At 44.2% G+C, this 21,819-nt stretch carries 19 protein-coding genes; 11 read left to right on the forward strand and 8 right to left on the reverse strand.

The window, feature by feature from the left end:
- Positions 1-37: 37 nt before the first annotated feature.
- The 3 genes from D1614_RS20900 to tpiA form a co-directional block, all read right to left on the reverse strand.
- Positions 38-259, reverse strand: a complete 222-nt coding sequence (locus D1614_RS20900; RefSeq protein WP_119439939.1) for a hypothetical protein — start codon at positions 257-259, stop codon at positions 38-40.
- 110 nt (positions 260-369) lie between these two features.
- Entirely contained in the window at positions 370-822 is a 453-nt protein-coding gene (locus D1614_RS20905) for a hypothetical protein (protein ID WP_119439940.1), read from the reverse strand.
- 263 nt (positions 823-1,085) lie between these two features.
- Entirely contained in the window at positions 1,086-1,844 is a 759-nt protein-coding gene (tpiA, locus tag D1614_RS20910; RefSeq protein ID WP_119439941.1) for a triose-phosphate isomerase, read from the reverse strand.
- Positions 1,845-2,034: 190 nt separating this feature from the next.
- Here tpiA and D1614_RS20915 point away from each other — a divergent pair, with 190 nt between their 5' ends.
- Both D1614_RS20915 and D1614_RS20920 read left to right on the forward strand, forming a co-directional pair.
- Complete coding sequence (locus D1614_RS20915; RefSeq protein WP_241558146.1) at positions 2,035-2,337, forward strand: type II toxin-antitoxin system RelE/ParE family toxin; 303 nt, start codon at positions 2,035-2,037, stop codon at positions 2,335-2,337.
- Positions 2,338-2,354: 17 nt separating this feature from the next.
- Positions 2,355-2,657: a HigA family addiction module antitoxin gene (locus D1614_RS20920; protein WP_119439943.1), complete on the forward strand. Its 303-nt coding sequence runs from the start codon at positions 2,355-2,357 to the stop codon at positions 2,655-2,657.
- A gap of 135 nt (positions 2,658-2,792) precedes the next feature.
- Here D1614_RS20920 and D1614_RS20925 read toward each other — a convergent pair whose 3' ends face one another.
- Both D1614_RS20925 and D1614_RS20930 read right to left on the reverse strand, forming a co-directional pair.
- Positions 2,793-3,923, reverse strand: a complete 1,131-nt coding sequence (locus D1614_RS20925) for a BT_3928 family protein (RefSeq protein WP_119439944.1) — start codon at positions 3,921-3,923, stop codon at positions 2,793-2,795.
- 6 nt (positions 3,924-3,929) lie between these two features.
- Positions 3,930-4,475: a DUF1599 domain-containing protein gene (locus D1614_RS20930; protein ID WP_119439945.1), complete on the reverse strand. Its 546-nt coding sequence runs from the start codon at positions 4,473-4,475 to the stop codon at positions 3,930-3,932.
- Positions 4,476-4,668: 193 nt separating this feature from the next.
- Here D1614_RS20930 and folP point away from each other — a divergent pair, with 193 nt between their 5' ends.
- The 3 genes from folP (at position 4,669) to D1614_RS20945 (ending at position 8,552) form a co-directional block, all read left to right on the forward strand.
- A complete protein-coding gene (gene folP / locus D1614_RS20935) occupies positions 4,669-5,547 on the forward strand; it encodes a dihydropteroate synthase (RefSeq protein WP_119439946.1) in 879 nt (292 codons plus the stop codon).
- Positions 5,544-6,338: a diadenylate cyclase CdaA gene (cdaA, locus tag D1614_RS20940; RefSeq protein ID WP_119439947.1), complete on the forward strand. Its 795-nt coding sequence runs from the start codon at positions 5,544-5,546 to the stop codon at positions 6,336-6,338. Before folP ends, cdaA begins: the two co-directional genes overlap by 4 nt.
- A gap of 807 nt (positions 6,339-7,145) precedes the next feature.
- Positions 7,146-8,552 (forward strand): tetratricopeptide repeat protein, encoded by a 1,407-nt coding sequence (locus D1614_RS20945; protein ID WP_162304591.1) that lies wholly within the window; start codon positions 7,146-7,148, stop codon positions 8,550-8,552.
- A gap of 144 nt (positions 8,553-8,696) precedes the next feature.
- Here D1614_RS20945 and D1614_RS20950 read toward each other — a convergent pair whose 3' ends face one another.
- Entirely contained in the window at positions 8,697-10,139 is a 1,443-nt protein-coding gene (locus D1614_RS20950; protein ID WP_119439949.1) for an SDR family oxidoreductase, read from the reverse strand.
- A 422-nt stretch (positions 10,140-10,561) separates the two neighbouring features.
- Between D1614_RS20950 and D1614_RS20955 the strand changes: the two genes are divergently transcribed.
- From D1614_RS20955 to D1614_RS20980, 6 genes are all read left to right on the forward strand, one after another.
- The gene (locus D1614_RS20955) at positions 10,562-10,852 is read left to right on the forward strand and encodes a methyltransferase (protein ID WP_119439950.1); all 291 of its coding nucleotides are present in this window, start codon (positions 10,562-10,564) and stop codon (positions 10,850-10,852) included.
- 209 nt (positions 10,853-11,061) lie between these two features.
- A complete protein-coding gene (locus tag D1614_RS20960) occupies positions 11,062-11,856 on the forward strand; it encodes an HNH endonuclease (RefSeq protein ID WP_119439951.1) in 795 nt (264 codons plus the stop codon).
- A 222-nt stretch (positions 11,857-12,078) separates the two neighbouring features.
- Entirely contained in the window at positions 12,079-13,590 is a 1,512-nt protein-coding gene (locus D1614_RS20965) for a LysM peptidoglycan-binding domain-containing protein (RefSeq protein WP_119439952.1), read from the forward strand.
- Positions 13,587-15,056 (forward strand): GDSL-type esterase/lipase family protein, encoded by a 1,470-nt coding sequence (locus D1614_RS20970; RefSeq protein WP_119439953.1) that lies wholly within the window; start codon positions 13,587-13,589, stop codon positions 15,054-15,056. The genes D1614_RS20965 and D1614_RS20970 overlap by 4 nt, the downstream gene beginning before the upstream one ends.
- A complete protein-coding gene (locus D1614_RS20975) occupies positions 15,056-16,420 on the forward strand; it encodes a GDSL-type esterase/lipase family protein (RefSeq protein WP_119439954.1) in 1,365 nt (454 codons plus the stop codon). Before D1614_RS20970 ends, D1614_RS20975 begins: the two co-directional genes overlap by 1 nt.
- A gap of 2 nt (positions 16,421-16,422) precedes the next feature.
- Positions 16,423-18,111, forward strand: coding sequence for an MBOAT family O-acyltransferase (locus tag D1614_RS20980; RefSeq protein ID WP_206610099.1), 1,689 nt, complete (start codon positions 16,423-16,425; stop codon positions 18,109-18,111).
- Positions 18,112-18,115: 4 nt separating this feature from the next.
- Here D1614_RS20980 and D1614_RS20985 read toward each other — a convergent pair whose 3' ends face one another.
- Positions 18,116-19,954 carry a BamA/TamA family outer membrane protein gene (locus D1614_RS20985; RefSeq protein WP_119439955.1) on the reverse strand — a complete coding sequence of 613 codons (1,839 nt, stop codon included), beginning with the start codon at positions 19,952-19,954 and terminating at the stop codon, positions 18,116-18,118.
- Positions 19,955-20,112: 158 nt separating this feature from the next.
- On the reverse strand, positions 20,113-21,720 hold the full coding sequence (locus D1614_RS20990; RefSeq protein ID WP_119439956.1) for a sulfatase family protein: 1,608 nt from the start codon (positions 21,718-21,720) through the stop codon (positions 20,113-20,115).
- Positions 21,721-21,819: the final 99 nt, after the last annotated feature.

Here is a 21,819-nt window from a genome sequence, read left to right on the forward strand (position 1 = left end):
TGGTTGAATTTTTATTTTCTTTATTGGTTTGTTTTGCCTATTCAGTCTCAGCTGAAATATCAAACATACAAAGTACTTTGCTTGTTTGGTCTGTAGAGTATATAACACTTAACGAATCGCTTAAAAGCGTGTGTTTCACATTCACCATGTTCGTCATTGAGTCTGCATAAGTAATCGCAAAAATTTGCCGGAAACTTTCGTCAAGTTCTGTGTTTACCGTCACCACTCCGTTGTCGTTGTTTATGTTAGGTAAATTCATTTTGACTGATTTATTTATGAGTTTAGTGTTAGCCAAGTTAATTATGTTATGTGGTCATCCCTTAGTCGAAGGTCAGCATGGCGTTCCGAGGTTTCATCCCTGCCATTTCGCTAGTTTGCTGTTGTTCCTTCTGCCAGCTTGTAGATTTTCATTTTTTTGAGCGCTTCTATGGCTTCTTCCTTGCTAAGGTACAGATCTCCCTCCTTTTCATCCCAGATTTCGCCTTTGCTGATACCCATTTTAGAGCAGCTTTCAAATTCGACCAGGCTAACCGTTTCAAGGGCTTTCATTTTTACAGCATCTTTGCCTATTTGCACCACTTTGGATTTTACAGGCCTGCCTTTCACCGGATTCTTTTCCTGGTCAATCTGTACGACCAGCCCGTAACAGATGGTTCCCTCTTTTACCCAGGCCGGAATGGCAGCTTTTAACTGATTGTTCATTTCCACTTTCTCTTCCTCGTAGGTATAGGAAGCCACTTCTTCTGATCTTTTGGCTGTATTATTACAACTTGAAAAGGAGAGGGTTACCGTGAAACTTGCAAGTACAATCAGATACTTCATACTGCCTTATTTATTGAGCAATTACGTTGCTGCAGAGCGGGTTTCTGCCCCCTCCTGAATTATTGGTTAGATATAATTCACTCAGCATTCCGCAACTAAATTACAAATTAAGTGATACGAAGCTTCAAAAAAGTGACTTTGAAGGGCAAATTTCGCTTAAAAGACAAGGGAAATATTCTGACGTAAGCAAAAAAAAACCACGATTCTGTTGAGTTCAGAACCATGGTTTTTGAAAATATCGTTAAAGAATAAAGAGCTTATTCTTAGAATCCGTTGATGATGCCGATAAAGTCTTCGGCTTTTAATGAAGCACCACCGATCAACCCGCCGTCAACATCTTTGTTGGCGAATAATTCTTTGGCATTGCTTGGCTTGCAGCTTCCACCGTATAAGATAGAGGTTCCTTCAGCTACTTCTTCTCCAAATTTAGCGGTGATGGCAGCACGGATGTTTGCGTGCATGTCCTGCGCCTGGTCTGATGTAGCAGTTTTACCTGTTCCGATTGCCCAGATGGGTTCGTAAGCAATAACGATTTTTTTGAAATCTTCAGCAGAAAGCTGGAAAACAGTTTCTTCCAACTGGTTTACAACAAACTCGTTGTGTGTGCCGGCTTCGCGGATATCGAGTGCTTCGCCACAGCAGTAAATCGGAGTTAAACCGTTTGCCAGGGCAAGTGCTACTTTTTTGTTCAGAATCTCGCTGGTTTCAGCATAGTATTCGCGACGTTCTGAGTGGCCAAGGATTACGTATTCTGCACCGGTAGATTTAATCATCTCGGCAGAAACTTCTCCGGTGAAAGCACCGCTGGCTTCGGCTGCACAGTTTTGAGCAGCAACGCCGATTCTTTCAGTATTTACTGTTTCAACTACTTTGGTAATGTGAGTGAAAGGAGTTCCAACCACCACCACTACATCGCTTGCAGCTTCTTTTGCTACAACAGCATCTACTGCTTTTGCCAATTCGATACCTTCCTGCAGGGTCGTATTGCATTTCCAGTTGCCGGCTACTATTTTTTGTCTCATATTCTGGTAATTTATTTAATAGATTAGATCAATCTTAAAACGCCCACAAAATTAGCAGCTTAAACGATATTAGCCTGCATCACAAGACTGTCGCGTTTACAATTAACCATTTATTCATTTGATTTAGCTTTGGGCGATGTGTTTGGCGTTGAACAGGATGAGTTGAAAGATTAAAATAAATTAATTACCTTTGGCGTTAGTAATACTGTGCGATAGTATGATTGTTTCGTTCGGATCAAAAGATACGGAAAAGATATGGAATGGAGAACGTGTGAAAGGCATGCCTCCTGATGTTCAACAGGTTGGTCGAAGAAAGCTAAGAATGCTAAATAACTCGGGAAGTTGGTCTGATTTACGAATCCCTCCATCAAACCGATTGGAGAAGTTACAAGGTTCTGATTTTTACAGTATCAGGATTAATGTTCAGTGGCGAATTGTTTTTAGGTGGATTGACAACAATGCGCATGATGTTGAGATAACCGATTATCATTAAAAAGGGAGAACCAAGAAATGGATAAATTAGAAAATATTCACCCAGGCGAAATTTTACTTGAAGAGTTTTTAGTGCCTTTACAAATATCTGCTTACAAACTATCGAAAGATACAGATATTCCACAGACCCGTATTTCTTCGATTATAAAAGGAAAAAGAAGAATTACAGCTGACACAGCGCTCCGGTTGGCTTCTTATTTTGGAACAACTGCAAAATTCTGGCTTGGATTACAAGATGATTATGATCTTGAAGAAGTACAAAAAAATAAAAAGGAAATTTTGATTAAGATAAAAAGGAATGCACCTCAGTATTCTTCTTAGTTGAAAGTGTACGAAGGTTCTGTTTTCTAACTAAATCGATCATTCGCTTTTTATTTGGGATTCTGCCTTTGTGTTCTCTGCACGTCGTTACATATTGTAGTCTGCTTTAAGTCTTTAACGGTTATATGGTCAGACCTACTCCTCAAATTCTTTTTGAAATGCTTCGGGCGACGGAATATCGTTGGCGTGGTATTTGGCGATTACCGTACCGTTTTTCAGCACTACCAAACCCGGGTTCGACCGGATGATGGTTTTCAGTGTCACTTCGTCCACGTTGAAATACTCGTAAGGTGTACCGTGCTGGTCGGCGAAGTCCATCACCTCATCGGGCAGCGACGAAGTGAGACAAACAAACGAATAGCCCTGCGTGAGTGCCCAATCTGCCAGAGTATTGATCCGGTCTTGCGAACGGGTGTTCGCTTTACTCAGATCGTAGGCAACGAGCATAAACACATAATTTTCGTCGTAAATAAAAAAGTCGGTAATGTCTTCTCCTTCGGGCGATTCAATCATAAAATTATGAATGGGAGCTTCGTATCCTTTTTGAACCAGGTTCGACACCATATCGTTGTATTCCCAGTTGGCCGTATCCTGCCAGGGGTAATTCTCTTCGGTGAATTCTTTTACTTCGCCCGTATTTTTATTCTTGTAGTAGAAAATGTTTTCGTATTCATCCTGGGGGGCGCCCTCCGGAACACTCATGGCCTCCGGAATGTGGGTACCTACTTTGTAAGGCCTGAAATCGATCAGCGGCAGGTGGTTGTACGAATAGTAAACCATGCCGAAATACACCACAAAAGTAAGGGAACTCAGTACCAGTGGCATTTTGGTTTTTACCTGCTCTGAGTACCATTGGCGGTTGAATACGGCAATAATGGCCAGTGCCGAGAATAACAGGTTTTTGTAGAAGGTTTCCCAGTTCGAGATAACAAGTGCATCGCCAAAGCAGCCACAATCGGTAACCGGGTTTTTAACCGCGATCCACAGTGTAAGCGGTGTGAAAAAGGCCATAAAAAGCAGGCCCAGCCACGAGAACCACTTCATGCGCCAGTTAAAGAGAAAGGCCACGCCAATGGCAAATTCGGCAAAAGCCAGCAAAATCCCCAGCGGGAAAGCTGCCCACACCAGGCCATCAAGCCCCAGTGCATGAAAGTAATCGGTGAATTTATAGGTCGACCCCAGCGGATCGATTCCTTTTACAAAACCGGAAAATATAAAAACAAGTCCGAACAGAATCCGGGCCAGGTGTTTCAGAATTTTTACCATAGTTTTTTAATCTTCGTTTTCGAATTCAATTTTGATCATTGCAAACACCGCATAATTGATCATGTCCATGTAGTTGGCGTCAATTCCTTCCGACACAAGGGTTTTTCCCCGATTGTCCTCGATCTGCTTGGTACGTTTTATTTTCATAAGGATCAGATCGGTGTAAGAGCTGATGCGCATGTTTCGCCAGGCCTCGCCGTAATCATGGTTTTTGTCCATCATCAGTTTTTTGGCCAGCAAGAAATATTTATCGTAGAGTTCAAGTGTCTGTTCTCCGGGAAGTTCCTCGTCGGAAGGGCCCAGTTCGAGTTGCACCAAACCCATGATGCAGTAATTGATGATACCGATAAATTCAGGCTTAATACCTTCGCCTACTTTCGAAACGCCTTTTTCTTCGATGCTTCGGATGCGTTGGGCTTTTATGTAAATTTGATCGGTCAGGGATTGAGGCCGCAAAATACGCCAGGCAGTGCCATAGTCTGTCATTTTCTGGTTAAACAAATTTCGGCATATTTCTATAACCCGATCGTATTGCTGGTTTGTCTTCTCCATGTTCAATTTATTGCTGCTTTTCCGGATTTCAATTCAGGGCGGAAAGATAGACCAATTAATCGTTTCCACATTGCTAAATTAAGAGATAAAAGTATGAAAAAATGGCAAATTTGACTTGTTTTATTCTACTTTTGTAGTTAACGGCTTGTTATAAGTCCTTAATGATTTGTTAAACATAAATGAGACTAATGTTATGTTGATTACACAGTCTGCAGGCAAATTCCTTAAACGTAACAGTTCAATTCAGTTAGGAAATAGTCAGATTGATCTTTCCATTCCAATTGTAATGGGGATTGTAAATATCACGCCCGATTCGTTTTACGATGGCGGGAAAATGGATGACGAAACAACCATGCTTAAGGCAGTGGAAGAAATGATCCGCGAAGGAGTGGGGATTATTGATGTGGGAGCCGTGTCGACCCGCCCCGGGGCCGAGAATGTTTCGACCAAACTTGAGTTGGGGCGTTTGCTGCCGGCAGTCCAGGCTATTCGGGCGAATTTTCCGGATATTCCCATCTCGATCGATACCTTTCGCTCGTGGGTGGCTGTTCGCGTGGTGGATGAGATAGGGCCGATCATTGTGAATGATATTTCGGGAGGTATGCTCGACTCTAAAATGTTTGAAACAGTGGCTCAGCTGCAGGTTCCGTATATTTTGTCGCACATACAGGGAACTCCGAAAGACATGCAGGATAACCCGGAATATACCGACATTATCAAGGATATTTCGTCGTATTTTGCTGAAAAGTATAAGAAACTTACCAAGTTAGGCGTGAAAGATGTGATCATCGACCCCGGCTTTGGGTTTGGAAAAACGCTGGATCATAATTACGAATTGCTGAACCGGCTCGATGCTTTTAAAGTATTTCAATTGCCGGTAATGGTTGGCTTAAGTCGTAAGTCGATGATTTGGAAGGCGCTTGACATTACTCCGGAAGCAGCCCTGAACGGCACCAGTGTGGCCAACACGCTGGCTTTGCTGGGAGGCGCCGATATACTTCGTGTTCACGATGTGAAGGAAGCGGTGGAAGCCGTAAAAATCTTTTGTGAAATTAAAGCATCTATTAAGTGATCTCCGCTTTTATTACCATACGGTTTCTCGATATCCTCGATATCATCCTGGTGGCTATTTTAATTTACCAGTTGTATCGTCTTATAAAAGGTACGGTTGCTTTTAATATTGCTGTCGGGCTGTTTTCGCTTTATCTGTTATGGCTGGTGGTAAAGGCGCTAAACATGGAATTGCTCGGATCGATCATGGGGCAGTTCATCGGGGTGGGGGTGCTCGCGCTGATTATTGTATTTCATCCCGAGATCCGGAAATTCCTGGTAATTATCGGAAGCAGGTACAACCTGAACCGGCTTTTGTCGTTTGACAAACTTTTTGGGGCTGGGAAGGAAAAGGTGATCAATCACCAGCAGATTGCCAGCCTGGTGGATGCCTGCGAGTCGATGTCGAAAACCAAAACAGGCGCGCTGATCATTATCGCCGGAAATTCGGAACTCAACGAGCAGATCAATACCGGAGAACTGATCAATGCTGAGGTTTCTTCGTCGCTGATTCGCACCCTGTTTTTTAAAAACTCTCCGCTTCACGATGGGGCGATCATCATTAAAGGAACCCGGATTGTGGCGGCCGGCTGTATTTTACCACTCACTTCCAAATCGCTGGATAAGGCGCTGGGACTGCGGCACCGGGCTGCCGTAGGAATGTCGGAAAATTCCGATGCCTTGTCGATTGTTGTTTCCGAAGAACGTGGTTCCATTTCAGTAGCCGAAAAAGGCGAAATCAAACGCCGTATTTCCAAAGAAGCACTTATTCAAATTCTCGAGCAAAGATTCCAGGAGGAGGTGCCGGTTTAGTGGCCGCACTTGTTCTACGCCGATTTTATAAAATTCATCTACCCGACGAGGTGTTGGCGCTTGCGTTAAAACCGACAAAAAAGAATGCCGCGAGGCAAAAAGCATATTACAAGCGAAATATACTTTATGAAAATACGTAATTTCCTAAAGATAAGGTGACGATATTTTATCAGATTGCGTAGTTTCCTAAAGATATGATCGCGAATTTTTATGAAACTACGCAGTTTCCTAAAGATCTGACTGAAATATTTTATCAAACTACGTAGTTTTCTAAAGATTTGATGGTGAATTTTTATCAAATTGCGTAGTTTTCTAAAGATATGGTTGGGATATTTTATCAAATTACGTAGTTTCCTAAAGAGTAAACAGCCAGACCGGGAAGTTCATGGTCGCAGCTAATGGCCGCCGTCCGGGGGCTGGTTTCATGGAGCAGGAATGCACTGTTTTTAAACGTCTCAGGTTGTAACAAGCACTTGAGCCTTTGTAGTTCAGAGTTCAGTGTTTAGAGTTCAGAGATCGAATGTCTAATATCCAGCATCCAGCATCCAGTATCCAGTATCCAGTATCCAGCATCCAGCATCGAGCATCCGGAACAGCCTCAGGTCATGCGATGCGAAAAGGTGCGTATCGTTCTCATTCAGATGTTCATTGGCTTACATAATTTTTACTCGTTTGGTGAACCCTATTGCTTTTGTTATTGTTGTTATGAAATTAAAACCTAGCTCTTTACAAAAGGAACCTCGTTGCATTTAACATTTTTATACCTGATTGAACATGCTAAAATTAATCTCCCCAAAGTTTCGCATCTTGCCTAAACAGCTGATTCTTGTCGTCTTTTTAATAGCCGTAAGCCCCGGCCTTAGGGCACAGAAGGAAGAAATAAACAGTTTAAGACAGCAACTGCAAACCCGGCACGACGATACGCTGCGTGTTATTCAGCTAAACCGGCTGGGGTTTTTGTACCACACGTCGAAGCCCGATTCTACGATGCTCCTGGCAAACGAGGCCCTGCTGCTGGCCCAAAAAAGTAATTATATCCGTGGAGAAGCCCGTGCCTTAAGTGTAATGAGCAATGCCTTTTACGCCACCGGCAATTATCCCAAGGCGTTGGAATTGCAATTAGTTGCCTTGAAAAAATACGAATCGGTGGATGATTGGACCGGCATCAGCAATACCACCGGCAACATTGGTAACATACACGGTGTATTGGGCAATTACCAGGAGGCATTAAAGTACAATTCACAAACGCTTGAGATCAAGGAAAAAATTGGCGATAAACGGGGAGCAGCAGTTGCTTTGGCCAACATCGGCCAGATTTATTTTGCCCAAGCAAAGCTTGATTCTGCCCGTTTTTATGTGCTGCAGTCGTATGACATTGCCCTTCGGGAACGCGACATCTACCGCGAAAGAGTTACCTCGCTTCATTTGGGGGGAATTTATTCTGAAATGGACGAGCAGCAAATGGCCCTGGAATATTATAAAAATGCTTACGACAGGCATAACCCGGACAACTTCAGTTTAATGGCTGCGCTGGGCTTGGCAAAGATCTACAAATTTAAAGAACTGCCCGACTCCATGCTGCATTACGCCAACTATGCCTACACAAAAGCCGAAAAGGAAGGACTGACCGATTTGGTTCATTTGGCGGGTACTTTTTTGGCCGACTATTACAAAACACAGCAGGTATTCGACAGTGCCTACGCCTACCTGGAGATTAGTCTTGCTGCCAGAGACAGCTTGTACAACCAGGAAAAAAGAAACAAGATTCAGGCACTTTCGCTCGAAGAAATGGCCCGGCAGCAGGAAAAAGAGGAAGCACGGGCAGTTCTTTTGCAAAAGCAAAAAACCAACCTGCAATACATTGCCATTGCCGGAGTGATTGTCATTTTTATCCTGCTTTTTCTTTTGTTGAGCCGCAGTATTATCGTGAGTGAAAAGTGGCTGAGCTATTTGGGGATCTTTATCCTCTTGCTGGTTTTTGAATTTATCAACCTGTACCTGGCCAGTCAGATTGCCCCGGTCGTTAACTTCTCTGCCGTCTATACGCTTATCGTTATGGTAATTGCAGCAGCCATACTGGTGCCCATGCATCACCGGATTGAAGCCTATATTACCCAAAAGATGATTGAAAAGAACCGGAAAATCAAGATTGCCGCTGCCAAAAAAATGCTGGAAAAACTGGAAGCAGAACAAGCCGTTGCCAACACCGACTGACTATAAACAGAACAAGGATTGCAGACCGGGGAGAAGGGAGAGGAAGTTTAGAGTTCAGAGTTCAAAGATTGAATGTCCAATATCCAATATCCAATATCCAGAATCGAGTATCCAGCATCCGGTAAAAGACATTTCTGATTGCGGCTAAGCAGCTTTTTCTTCCCCGGTTTTCACAATGTTGCGGATCATTCCGTTAAAAATAAAGAAGTGGAAAGGGGAGGTGGCGATCCAGTAAAGCCGTCCCAGAATTCCCCGCGGGCGGAAAGTGGCGGTTTGGTGCAAAACATTGTTCTCGTCGATTTTAAATTCGAGCCAGGCTTCACCAGGCAGTTTCATTTCAGCAAACAAGAGCAAACGTTTTTTCTCGCGGCTGGCGTAAAGTACCCGCCAGAAATCGAGCGCCTCGCCAGTGGCAATTTCTTCGGGCAGCTTTCTTCCCCTTGCCAGTCCAACGCCGCCCAGCAGCAAATCGAACCAACCCCTTATTTTCCACAGCCAGTTGGCGTAGTAATAGCCTTTGCCTCCGCCAATCTGCCAGATGTTGTGAATTACCTGGTCTACGTTGCCGACCTTCAGTTTTTTAATGTCTTTGTAACAGCCAAAGTTGGGCACCTCGATAAAATCGGAAAGGGTAAGCCCCAGACTGCTGCTGATGATGGAATCTTTCCAGCTGCTTAGTACCAGGTTTTGTTTTATTCTGAGGAAGGCATATTTCAGCGCCATTTGGTAGGTGATGGGTTGTATTTTCAGCAATTCGGCCAGTTGGTTGTCTTTGCAGGTAACATCGGTTTTCATGCTGTCGACCAGGCTTATCGAAAGGCTGAACGAAACGGAGGTAATAAAATACAGCCAGTACGACGAAACCCGCGGCGAGATGAGGGAAGTAGTATAAACGCGGCGTTTTAATTTCCTCATTTCGGCATATTGCAGCATCATGTCTTTGTAGGTCAAAACCTCGGGGCCTCCAATGTCGTAGTTGTTTCCGTAACATTCGGTTCGGCCCAAAACCCCCACCAAAAACTGGATAACATCGCGAATGGCAATGGGTTGCGATTTTGTCAGTATCCATTTTGGGGTGATCAGTACCGGCAGCTTTTCAACAATGTCGCGGATGATCTCAAACGAAGCACTGCCCGAGCCTACAATGATGCCGGCCCTGAGAACGGTGAGCGCATAACGGTCGCTGTGCAAAATCTCTTCCACCATGCGTCTCGACCGCAGGTGTTTCGAGAGGCTGTCCTGGTTCGAGATGCCACTTAAGTAAATCACCTGTTTGGCCGTTGTCGCCTCAATGTGCTTTTTGAAATTTTGGGCAGCGCTCGATTCCAGTTCGTCAAACTTTGCTTTTGAAGAGCTCATGGAATGGATCAGGTAGTAGGCCACATCAATGTCGGCAGGAAGAGTGCCGGGAACCACCTCGTTCAGAAAATCGATTTCGATGATCGTGATTTTTTCGAGCAGCGGTTTGTGAAGCGTAAGCCTGCTTTTCTCGCGGACACAGCACACCACTTCGTGTCCTTTGTCGATAAGGACGGGGAGAACTCTTTTGCCCACATACCCGGTAACGCCGGTCAAAAGTATCTTCATAACACGGTGCTGATGTTAGTTAAACCACTGAACGTTTCCGAAGGTTTTCCGTTTTGCTGCTGAAATGCTTTAGTAAGATACTACAAATCGGGATTTCCCGCCGGCTGAATTTTCATTTTATTGAAGAGCGTGCACAACATCTGAATTTATTTAGGCAGGCTCTCCGTTTTTTATATCTTTACGGCCGAACATAAAAAAGCAATGCTGAGAATTCAACCCATACGCTAAAGGCGGCTTGGGAACGCAAAATCTGATTACAATATAAACGCTGCTTTAAGGCGCATGTAAGTGCCTTTTAAAATTCAAACTTTCATTAACGGAAGCAGTTTGTTGTATTTAGATTTTATTAGCTCTACTTCTTATTTTCAGTATGTCCTCATAAAATTTATTTTAACAGATTGCTTCGTGAATACAACACGAAAATGCTTATTGATAAAAATACCAGGGAAGAACTGAACCATCTTTTCTATTTGTTAAAACTTCAGGACAGGTTCGCAAATTCATCCCCCGACAAGCAGGTGAAAATAGAGCAAATTATAGCCTACCTTGAAATCGTTCACGCCGAACTACGAAATACATCCCGCAAACGAAAACTGGTTTTTGTTGACTGCGGTGCCGGAAATTGTTATTTGAGTTTTCTGATCTATTATTTCTACCATAAAATAGAATCAAGGGAGCTTGAGATTGCCCGCCGGGCCAGGGGTAGCAGGTAAGAAGAAAACAATACTGAGGAATGTATTTTTGCAGCTTTTAAAAAACGTTTTTCTTGTTATCTTCGGAAAACTAAAAAATAAATCACCGGCTCCTGAAATAGATTCAATTATGAACAAAACTAAACCCGGATACCCGTTTCCCCGGTAGTGGTAAGTTTTCACTGGCCGGAAACTCACAGGCAATATTTTATTATAAATAAATCTTAGCTATGAATTGGATAATTTCAGCAAATTCAAAAATGTATGACCATTCTAGTTCATTTGAGCATTATGGTTTTATAGATTGGAGACAAGGAAATACAAAATATGAGGTCGGAGATACTGTTTACATTTATTGTACCAGGCCGCTAATGATGCTTCAATATAAATGTAAAGTAGAGAGAATTGATTTAGATTTTGAACAAATAAGAGATGACGAAGAGTATTGGTATGATAAGGAAGAGTATCAAAAATCAAAGGGAGGAAAGTATATGACTTTGAGATTGGTAGAGCAAATCTCAAATAATTATATGAAACTTGATAATTTAAAAGCAAATGGGCTGAAAGCCGCTCCCCAGGGGCCCGTCAAAATTAAAGAGGGAGACTTGCTAAGCTACATCGAGAAATATTTTACAGATAACTACCAGAGTGACTATTTTCCTGATATGATATCTGAAGATATGTTAGATTATGAAGGAGCCCAAAAAAGAATTTTGGTAAATAAGTATGAGAGAAGTTCAAAAGCTAGAGAAAATGCGATTAGATACCATGGCCTGAATTGCCAAATTTGTGGATTAAATTTTAAGGAGATGTATGGGGAAATAGGTGAAGATTTTATACATATCCATCACTTAATTCCTATTCATGAGATTGGTTCAAATTATAAGATTAACTATAAAAAGGACTTGATACCGGTTTGCCCAAATTGTCATTCAATGCTACATAGACAGATTAATGGGAAAGAGCTGAACGTAGCGGAGTTAAAGAAAATGATTAATAAAATAATGCTACCTAACTTGCGATAAAATAGTATTTGGCTTGAGGCGCCTACTCGAAATATTCTGAAATGACGCGGATAAGACAAGAGCACAATGGATTTTAAAGATTTTGAAAAGACATGGAGGAAACTCAAGCTAGGACCAATAGGCCGGGTCTTTTTCCCAAATAAAATCCTTTTTTCGGGCTCACCGGTTTTCATTCTGCATTGAAATGATATTTTTGCAGCTTAAATAATTTAGTATCCCGAATTGAGCCAGCCATGTAAAAATACCGTACTCATTCTTTTGCTTTCTGCGATTTTCGCCGGTTTTTCGTATTCCGCCCAGGCGCAGGACAGCCTTTTCCAGGTGAGTGTACAAAATCACCTTGCTGAACTGGACGCCTGGAGTAAGGCGATGATCGTTTCTGACAGTTCGTCTTTCAATTATACCGACTCAGGCAATGCGTTGTCCGCAGATTTTCAAAACCTGAAATGGACGGTTTTTCCGGATGAACTTCCTGGCTTTACTTCTTTCTACCACTTTTTTGATGGATTGCCGCTTTCCGGTAAACAAAACGTACTTCGAGCTTTTGCTTGTTACGAACCGTTGCTGGAGAAGCAAATTCAGGCAGCCGGATTGCCTGCTGAGTTGAACTACCTGCCCATGGCCTTGTCGATGATGAACACAGCTGCGGCTGGAAACGATAAAAAGGCCGGACTCTGGCAGTTGACCCATTTTCAGGGGGTGTTGAATGGCTTGGAAATTAACCGTTTGGTAGACGAACGCCTGAAAGCAGAAGAGGCAACTCGTGCTGCCGTGGCCGAAATCAAAAACAGTACACAGGTTTTTGGAACGCCGGAGTGGGGAATACTCGCGTTTTTAGCAGGAAATACTGCTCTCAGAAATGCCCTTACACGCTGCGGCGACAGTATTTCGGTAGAAAAAGTTCTGGCGCTTTTGCCTGCACCGGTTTCGCAAACACTTGCTGCCTGGCAGGCGCTGGCGGTTTTTCAAAACAGGTATAAATCGGGCATTACACCGGTTTTTCTGACAATCGATACGGTTTGGGTACGGCAAAAAATGCATTTGCAGCAGGTGTCGCAGGTGATGAATATTCCGTTACAAAGTCTTCAGAAGTTGAATCCGCAGTTTCGGTACTCGATTATCCCGGGCGATAAAAACGAAGCCTTGCTGCTTCCCGGAGGTATGAAAGAAAATTATATTCTTTGGCAGGATTCCGTTTTTAATGCTTACGACTCAACACTGTTTGAGGTGGTGGCACAAAAAGTGGAATATGCACCGGCGCCTACGCGGCAATACATTGGCGAAAAAGTAAAAGACCTGGAAATAGAAGGGAAAGTAAAAATCAAATACACCCTTCAGCGCGGCGATGTGTTGGGCTACATTGCCGAGGATTACAACGTGCAGGTGGAAGACCTGAAATACTGGAACAATATTTACAACGAACGGAAAATTCAGGCGGGACAACAGCTGGCGATTTTTGTAGACGAGAACGAAGCGGATTATTACCGGAGCCTGCAAAAACAGCCTTCCGGAAAAGCAGGGCAGGGGGCAGCTACAGCCAGTCAGCAAAAGACCTGGGAGATACCTGCTTCGGCGCATAAGGTGGAGCATGTGGTAAAAAGCGGCGAGTCGCCTTATGTAATTGCCAAAAAATACGGTGGCGTAACACCCGAAGCCATTCTTTACTGGAACGGTATTGACGATGCGCGAAAAATCCAGATCGGACAAAAACTAACCATATACGTAAGCGAATGAAACCCATAAAGACACTTTTTTTTACACTTGGCGTGTTTGTGCTCCTGGCCGGAACCATGTGGATCACTCCGGAAGCGGGAGTGAAAGTGGGGAGTTTTACTTTCCACATGCCCACTTTTGAGGATATGTTACTAAGCAAACAGGAGGAGTACGCCGATATTTCGGACCTGGTAAGCCATCAGTTTGAAATTGATTCGGTGGTGGAAATTGAAATGGACACCACCATGGCCGGAGAAACCACTACCGAAGTGGTGCATGGTGCCGATTACGATGAGTTGGTGAAGTCGATCCGGAAACTGGAAATGAACCACGAGGGGCGAAAGAACCTGGAAAAATTCTTCGGGCATCTTCAAAACGATTCGCTGGTTCGGATCATGCATTACGGCGACAGCCAGATTGAGGGAGACCGGATTACTTCGTTTGTACGAAATAAATTACAGGTTCGTTTTGGCGGAACAGGGGTTGGTTTGCGCCCGGCACTTCAGCCCTACGACTATGTTTTCAGCGCCAAACAAGAGAATACCGGTAACTGGAAACGTTACCCGATCTATGGAAATGTAGACACGATGGTCACGCATAACAATTACGGCGTAATGGGGGCTTTTTCGCGCTATGCACCTTTGGTTCCCGATTCTGTGCCTTTCCGCGATTCGATCTGGTACGAAGCCGAAATGAATGTTTCGAAGTCGGATATTTCGTATGTGAAAACACGGGAATACGAACACATGCGTTTTTTCTACGGCAACGCCAAAAGCCCGGTGGCGCTTACAGTTATTGCCCGCGGTGACACGGTTTTAACCAAAACCTTGCCTGCCAATCTGGGCTACGGCGTGGTGGAAAGCGAGCTTCCGGATTCCACCAGCAGTATAACCCTGCGTTTTGCCGGTTACGACAGTCCTGATATTTACGGAATTGAACTGGCTTCGCGATCGGGTGTAATCATGGATAACATCGCGTTGCGTGGAAGCTCGGGTACCATTTTTACCCGCACTAATTTTGAACACGACCTGAAAATGTACAGCGACCTCGATCCCCGCCTGTTTATCCTGCAGTTTGGCGGAAACGTAATGCCATACATCAAGGATGTGAAGGCGATCGATCGCTATGCACGCTGGTTTGGAAACCAGATCAAACGGATACAGGAACTGTGCCCCGAAGCAGCGATTATTGTGATCGGGCCCAGCGATATGTCAACCAAAGAAAAAGACCGTTACGTTACTTACGAACATTTGCCCAAGGTGGTCGAGGCGCTCAAAAAGGTAACGCTTGCCAATGACGCCGCCTACTGGGATATGTACCGTGCAATGGGCGGCCACAACAGTATGCCGTCGTGGGTGAATGCCGTTCCCGAACTGGCCCGCCCCGATTATGTGCATTTCTCGCCCAAAGGAGCAAGGCTGGTAGCCAATATGTTTTACAATGCTTTGATTTTTGAATTCAATAATTACCTGGAGGAGGAGATTTGATGAGAGGAGTTTGGAGTTCAGGGGTCAGAGTTCAGAGTTTAGGGTTCAGAGTTCAGAGTCTGAAGAAAAGTGTAAAAGCTGTTTGCTTTTTTATCGCGCTTTTCATTGTTTCTCAATGGGCGGCTGTTGCACAGGAGGAGGCTTATTTCTACCGCGTAAACCCGTACAATTTTATTCGGTACGATCTGAATGAAATGCATTTTCCGGGGAAACGTACTTCGATCGATCGCTTCTATTCAAAGCTGGAAAAACAAATAACTACGGGTGAAGGTCGGATAAATATTGTTCATATCGGGGGCTCGCATATTCAGGCGGGTACTTTTTCGGGGCAGATGCGGAACCGTTTTCAAACCCTCAACGGAGAAATGAATGCCGGCTGGGGTTACATGTTTCCCTACCGGATTTCGCGCACCAATTCGCCTTTTGGCTATTACATCCGCCATACCGGTAGCTGGCAGAGTTTCCGAAATGTGGAAAGCCGAAAAAGCGGAACGCTCGGAGTGGGAGGGATGTCGGCAACAACGAACTCCTCCAAAGCAGAGTTAACCATTTTACTTGAAAAAGAAAATACGCTGGATTATCGTTTCAATCAATTCAGGGTTTATTTCGAAAATAAGGGAAAGAATTACGAGTTGTCGGTTGATCCGGCGATACTGGATACTGTTTCTGTGGGCGACGGGTACCTGGATTTTTCGCTGAACACTTATGTTGACAGTTTAACGCTGAGTCTGACACGCAAAAGCGGCTCCACCGGAAGTTTTACCTTGTTTGGAATTACTACCGAATCGGCAGCCAACGGAATCATGTACCACAGCATTGGGGTGAACGGTGCGCACGTGCCAGCCTATTTGCGCTGCCAGCTTTTTGAAAAGCAACTGGCAGCGTTGAAGCCCGACCTGGTGATACTCGGAATTGGTATCAACGATGCGTACGGAAGGCGGTTTTCGCAGGATCGTTTTGAAGATCATTACGATCAGCTGGTAGATGAAATTAAACGGGCGGCACCGGATGCTGCCATTGTTTTTACCACCAATAACGACAGCTATTTATACCGGCGTTATGTGAATAAAAACGGTGAAAAAGTGCGCGAAAGCATGTTCCGGATGGCCGCGAAATACAACGCAGGCGTATGGGATATGTTCTCGGTGATGGGGGGACTCAACTCGATCGTTCTGTGGCAGAAGAACCAGTTGGCACAAAGCGATAAAATTCATTTTACCCGAGAGGGCTATCTGCTGATAGGCGACTTGTTTTTCAATGCCATCATGCAGGATTTTGAACATTACCTTGGCGCGCGCAAAGAGGTTTATGTAGATCGTTTGGGAGCCGGCAAAACAGAAACAACTGATAATTTAAATCACTGACTTTGGACTTACTTCAACAAATAGACATAGCGGAAGCCTTGCGGAGTATTTTTCTGTACAACGAAACCGCACCGCTGATTTTTACCCGCTTCTTTTTCTGGGCGTTTTTTGCGGTGGTATTACTGGGCTACTCACTGGTTTACAGGAATAAAAACCGTAGCATAAGGGCGGGCTACCTGTTTTTTGTGAGTTTGTTCTTTTATTACAAATCCAGCGGTTTCTTCTTTTTTATACTGCTGTTTAGTACGCTGGTCGACTATTTTATTGGCAAGAGCATTTGCCGCTCGCAAAACGAATTTGTTAGGAAATTGCTACTTGCGGCCAGTGTGGTGATCAACCTGAGTTTGCTGGCTTATTTTAAATACGCTTACTTTTTTGTCGACAGTCTAAATGTGATGCTGGGCACCAATTGGCAGGTGATCAACCATCTGGCGCTGTGGGCCAACGAAGCAACCGGAACGCATTTCAACGTAAACCAGATTCTGTTGCCGGTGGGAATTTCGTTTTTCACCTTTCAAACCATCAGTTACTCGGTAGATGTGTACCGGAGGGAAACCGAGCCGGTGAAAAACCTGATCGATTTTGGTTTTTATGTCTCCTTTTTTCCGCAGCTGGTGGCAGGGCCCATTGTGCGTGCTTCCGGTTTTATCAAACAGATATACGAAGATTTTCACCTGACAAGGGCCGAATTTGGCTGGGCCATTTTTATGATTTTGAAAGGACTGGTGAAGAAGATATTTATCGGTGATTTTATTGCCGTGAATTTTGTTGATCGCGTGTTTTCAGATCCCATTACCTATTCGGGATTTGAAAACCTGATGGCTTTGTTTGGCTATTCGCTCCAGGTGTATGTCGATTTTTCGGGTTATACTGATATTGCCATTGGGGTGGCTTTATTGATGGGCTATCGTTTGCCGCAAAACTTTAATTCGCCTTACAAAGCCAAGAACGTGGGGGAATTCTGGCAGCGCTGGCACATGTCGCTTTCATCGTGGCTGAAAGATTACCTGTATATTCCGATTGGCGGAAACAGGGGCGGTTCAACGTTTAGCTATATAAGTTTGGGAGTGATTCTGGCTATCATCGTTTTGCTGGCGGGTAAACTGATCCTGGTTCCGATTTTGGCAGGCGTTGTGATTGTTTTGGCTCTTCTGGCAAAATTTTCACCTCAAATAAGGCGAAGTATCGACACAAAAATCAACCTGATGCTGACCATGTTGCTGGGCGGATTGTGGCACGGCGCTTCGTGGCAGTTTATCATCTGGGGTGGTTTGAACGGAATTGGACTGGTGGTGTACAAAGCCTGGCGGAAAATCAGTCCGTGGGAAAAATACAGCAACGCTTGGGTGAATATCTGGAAAATAACAGTGACTTTCTGTTTCATCACGTTCACCCGTGTGTTTTTTAGGTCTGAATCGATGGAAGTGGTAAACGGAATGTTGCACCAGATTGGTACCGCCATGGATCTGTCGCTGGTTCCCAAAGTGTTGGTAGCCTACAAATGGGTGTTCCTGGTAATGCTGTTTGGTTTTGTGATTCACTGGTTAAGTGATCGCTGGAAAGAACGGATTAAAGACTGGTTTGTGGCTTCGCCGCTTTGGGTGCAGGTGGTTTTGGCAGCTGTTACGGTGGTGGTGGTTTATCAGTCTATTTCTTCGGATATGCAACCCTTTATTTATTTCCAGTTTTAGGAAACTATTCAAACCGCATGGGGATCGGCTTGGAAGGATCAAACGAATTGAATCTTTGTTTGGATTGTTCGTCGAGAATGAAGCCCAAAAAGCCAACATCTTTCGGATGGAAAGGATAGAAAGCAAGTCGCAAGCGGAAGGTTTCAAAAACAAGGTTTTCGTTGTGCAATCTTAGTCCGAGCCCAATTCCCGAATAGTAGTTTTCCCTGAAAATGAGGTTTTGGTTGGAGCCAATAATGCCCAGGTCGGCAAAGCCAAATAGTGCCATGTTGAATTTATAAAACTGATGCGGCAAAAAAACGACATGCTCCAGCTTAAGTGTCAATCTTTGCTTGCCGGTGGCAGCTCTGCTATTAAAACCCCGGATGTGTTCGTCTCCCCGTAAAGTGAGATTTTCAATTTCAAACCGCTTGATTCCAAGGGTGTAATCAACGTTCAGGAAAGAGCGGACTCTTTTTTTTCCGGCGGTCGATAATTTCGAAATAAACTGAAGCCCGCCCCTGATCATGCATTCTTCCATCCGGTCGTCTTTCAGGTAACCGCCAAAGCCGGTTGAAAGGTACAGGTAGCCTTTCTGGCTTAGCAGCAGGTTTCCGTTGGAAGATGAAAACTGAAAATAATGCCGGTCTCCGAATTCGTTGGCTTCGTAGCCATACAGAATCTCGTTTTTGAATCCTTCCGGAATGTCCTCAGTAATTCCATAGCTATAGATTAACTGGTCCTGAATGTATCTTCTCTGAGAGAGGACAAGGCCTGCCATGTAAACGGTTCGGTTGGCAAAAAAGGGCTTTAAGTCGGGCTCCACCACTGGGTTTTCGAAAAAATGCAAGCCATGAATTCCTGTGGTTACTGTGAGTTGGGTAAGGTGGTCCTGGTTGTCTTTCAGGTTAAAGGCACGGCCAGCCCAAAAGCTGTGATAAGACTCGTTTAAAGGTTCTTCCATTATCAACTGGCCGTCTTCAATAATGCGGTCGGTCCTGAACAACCGGGTTGTATGAACGCCGTAGCCCCATTTTATCTCGTTGGTTAAGAGTGGTTTGTTAAGGTCAAACACAAAACCTTCTTGTCTGAAGGTATTTAAATACCCCAGTTGGAGATCGAGGAATTTACCTCCGATGTTATTGATCTTGTAAAAGGTTTCCAGCCCCAGGTAAGGTTCTTTGCTAATATGCCCGACAAATTTTACCGATACCTCGTGCCCAATACCAAAAATGTTCTTGTTGTAAATACGTATGTCGCCGGATTGTGAGCCGCTAACGCCGCCCGAAACACCAAACGAAAACCTGTCTTTTGTAACCAGGGTGATGTTGACAAAGCCCGAATAGAGGCTGTCTTGCTCTACCAGGAACAGGGCATCTTTTATGTAAGGTAGCTGACGAATAAGCCTTTCGTTCTCGTACATTTCTTCTGCATCCAGTACGTCGCCAACCTTAATGATCAACTGTTTTTGTATGGTCTTAAGATTTGATTTGGTATGGATGGCGTTAGCCGTTCTTTCGATCCAGCTGTCTGCTTTTCTTGTGGTGTCGGTACAGGTGGGACCAAAAACATCCAGTGGCACAATTGAAATGCTGGCAATAATTTTTCCTTCATACGGATTGTAATAATCCAAAGCCAGCGCCTTTTTGTCAACATAAGGCCGGCGGGGTGTGATCAGGACATCGTACAGCCAGCTGGTAAATTTTCGTTGGTTGGCTCTGTACTCAAGGCTGTCGTAGAAAACTTGCTGTTTCAGGCTTTTTTGCAGAAGTACCGTATCGGGCATTATTATCTGGGCACAGGCAGGCCTGATCCCCAAAATAAGGATCCCCAGTAACGGCAATATGTACAGTGCATTCTTCATAGCAAAAACCCGGTACGATCAGCATTGGTAATCAGGTTTTATTAAAGCGAAAAATTAGGTAATTTATTTGTAAGGCCTAATATTCGCTGTTAAATTTCGTTAATGCAATTCCGAAAATCTTCCGTTACTGGGGAGCTTATATTCTTTGTTGTAGCTCTCTATTTGTTATTGGCTGCCCTTTGTCTTGCTTTTTCCCGGTGGTCGAGATAGGCTTTCAGGTACTTTTGGTCATTTTCGTCGCTGTCGCCATAACTGCTGCGCATTTCATCGAGCCTTTCATGAAGCTCTTTTCTTACTTCGGCATAATTAGGGTCGTCGTACACATTTCTCATTTCATTTGGATCGCTTTCGAGATCGTACATTTCCCACTCATCAATGTCGTAATAAAAATGAATGAGTTTGTAGCGTTCGGTGGCAATTCCATAATGGCGTTTTACCATGTGCACCGACGGATATTCGTAGTAAGTGTAATAAACAGCATCTCTCCATTCCGAGGTTTTTCCTCCAACCAGTTCACGGAACGACAAGCCCTGCATATCTTCCGGAATGTTGATGCCGGCATAATCAAGGAAAGTAGGAGCAAAGTCAAGATTTTGAACCAGTTTGTTGATTTCCGTACCGGCCTTTATCTCTTTTGGATAACGCACCAGCAGCGGAGTGCGGAATGATTCTTCGTACATAAAACGTTTATCGAACCACCCATGCTCTCCAAGGTAGAATCCCTGGTCGGAAGTATAAACCACAATCGTGTTTTCAGCCAACCCCGACTGGTCGAGGTAGTCGAGCAGTTCCCCAACGCCGTCGTCAACTGATTTAATGCAACTCAGGTAATCTTTTATGTAACGGTTGTATTTCCATTTGGCCAGTTCAACGCCCTCTGGCATATTGGTAAGGAATTCCTGGTTTTCGTTTTCATAGGCTGCCATCCAGTTGGCCCGTTGTTCTTCGTTCATGCGATTAAGGTCGTTCATGAAACCAGTGGAGTCACCGTTCGGGTCGACAATAAGCTTAAAGTCGTGTCCCCACATCATGTGGCGGTTAACTTCCATTTCCTGTTCTTTTGCCGCAGTGCCTCTTCCTTCGTAATCATCAAAAAAGCTTTCCGGAAGGTCAAAAGTTTTGTCATCGTACAGGTTCACATATTTTGGAGCCGGAAGCCAGTTCCGGTGAGGAGCTTTTTGGTGATATAGCATGCAAAACGGTTGGGAAGCATCGCGTTTGTTTTTTAGCCAATCGAGTGCCGAATCGGTTATGATCTCAGTTACATAGCCTTCCAGTCTTTTCCTTTCTCCGTTAATCAGGAAATCGGGGTTGTAGTATTGGCCCTGTCCCGGTAATACCATTGAATAGTCGAAGCCCAAAGGTAGCCCGTCGATATGAATTTTACCAATCATTGCAGTTTGGTACCCATTGGCCTGCAACAGTTTGGGGAAGTTATCCTGGTTCCAGTCGAAGGGCTGCACGTTATCAACTTTACCGTTCACAAAACTATGCTTGCCGGTCAGCATCACGGCCCGGCTGGGAGCGCAAATTGAATTGGTTACGCAGGCGCGGGTAAAAATGGCCCCTTCTTCGGCAATCCGGTCAATGTTCGGGGTTTCGTTTAGCCCAAAGCCATAGGCGCTGATTGCCTGGTAGGCATGGTCATCACTCATGATAAAAAGAATATTCGGCTTTTGAGCTTGTTTCTTTTCAGGTGTTGAGCAATTCCAGAAGAAGAATAGTAATGAAATAAGGGATAAAAGTGTTAGTTGCTTCAGTTTCATCGAATGTAATTTATTTACGATTGAATTTTGTGTAAGTTTACAAAAAGAAGCCAAGTGGCCCAAATTACTATTACAATAAGTTTAGAGGTGTTTAATTGT

It is taken from the genome of Maribellus luteus, from assembly GCF_003576475.1.
GTDB lineage: Bacteria > Bacteroidota > Bacteroidia > Bacteroidales > Prolixibacteraceae > Draconibacterium > Draconibacterium luteum.

Coding starts and splice junctions, on each gene's coding strand:
- D1614_RS20900 (WP_119439939.1), bottom strand. CDS start 259: ATGAATTTACCTAACATAAACAACGACAACGGAGTGGTGACGGTAAAC.
- D1614_RS20905 (WP_119439940.1), bottom strand. CDS start 822: ATGAAGTATCTGATTGTACTTGCAAGTTTCACGGTAACCCTCTCCTTT.
- tpiA (WP_119439941.1), bottom strand. CDS start 1,844: ATGAGACAAAAAATAGTAGCCGGCAACTGGAAATGCAATACGACCCTG.
- D1614_RS20920 (WP_119439943.1), top strand. CDS start 2,355: ATGGATAAATTAGAAAATATTCACCCAGGCGAAATTTTACTTGAAGAG.
- D1614_RS20925 (WP_119439944.1), bottom strand. CDS start 3,923: ATGGTAAAAATTCTGAAACACCTGGCCCGGATTCTGTTCGGACTTGTT.
- D1614_RS20930 (WP_119439945.1), bottom strand. CDS start 4,475: ATGGAGAAGACAAACCAGCAATACGATCGGGTTATAGAAATATGCCGA.
- folP (WP_119439946.1), top strand. CDS start 4,669: ATGTTGATTACACAGTCTGCAGGCAAATTCCTTAAACGTAACAGTTCA.
- D1614_RS20950 (WP_119439949.1), bottom strand. CDS start 10,139: ATGAAGATACTTTTGACCGGCGTTACCGGGTATGTGGGCAAAAGAGTT.
- D1614_RS20955 (WP_119439950.1), top strand. CDS start 10,562: ATGCTTATTGATAAAAATACCAGGGAAGAACTGAACCATCTTTTCTAT.
- D1614_RS20960 (WP_119439951.1), top strand. CDS start 11,062: ATGAATTGGATAATTTCAGCAAATTCAAAAATGTATGACCATTCTAGT.
- D1614_RS20970 (WP_119439953.1), top strand. CDS start 13,587: ATGAAACCCATAAAGACACTTTTTTTTACACTTGGCGTGTTTGTGCTC.
- D1614_RS20975 (WP_119439954.1), top strand. CDS start 15,056: ATGAGAGGAGTTTGGAGTTCAGGGGTCAGAGTTCAGAGTTTAGGGTTC.
- D1614_RS20985 (WP_119439955.1), bottom strand. CDS start 19,954: ATGAAGAATGCACTGTACATATTGCCGTTACTGGGGATCCTTATTTTG.
- D1614_RS20990 (WP_119439956.1), bottom strand. CDS start 21,720: ATGAAACTGAAGCAACTAACACTTTTATCCCTTATTTCATTACTATTC.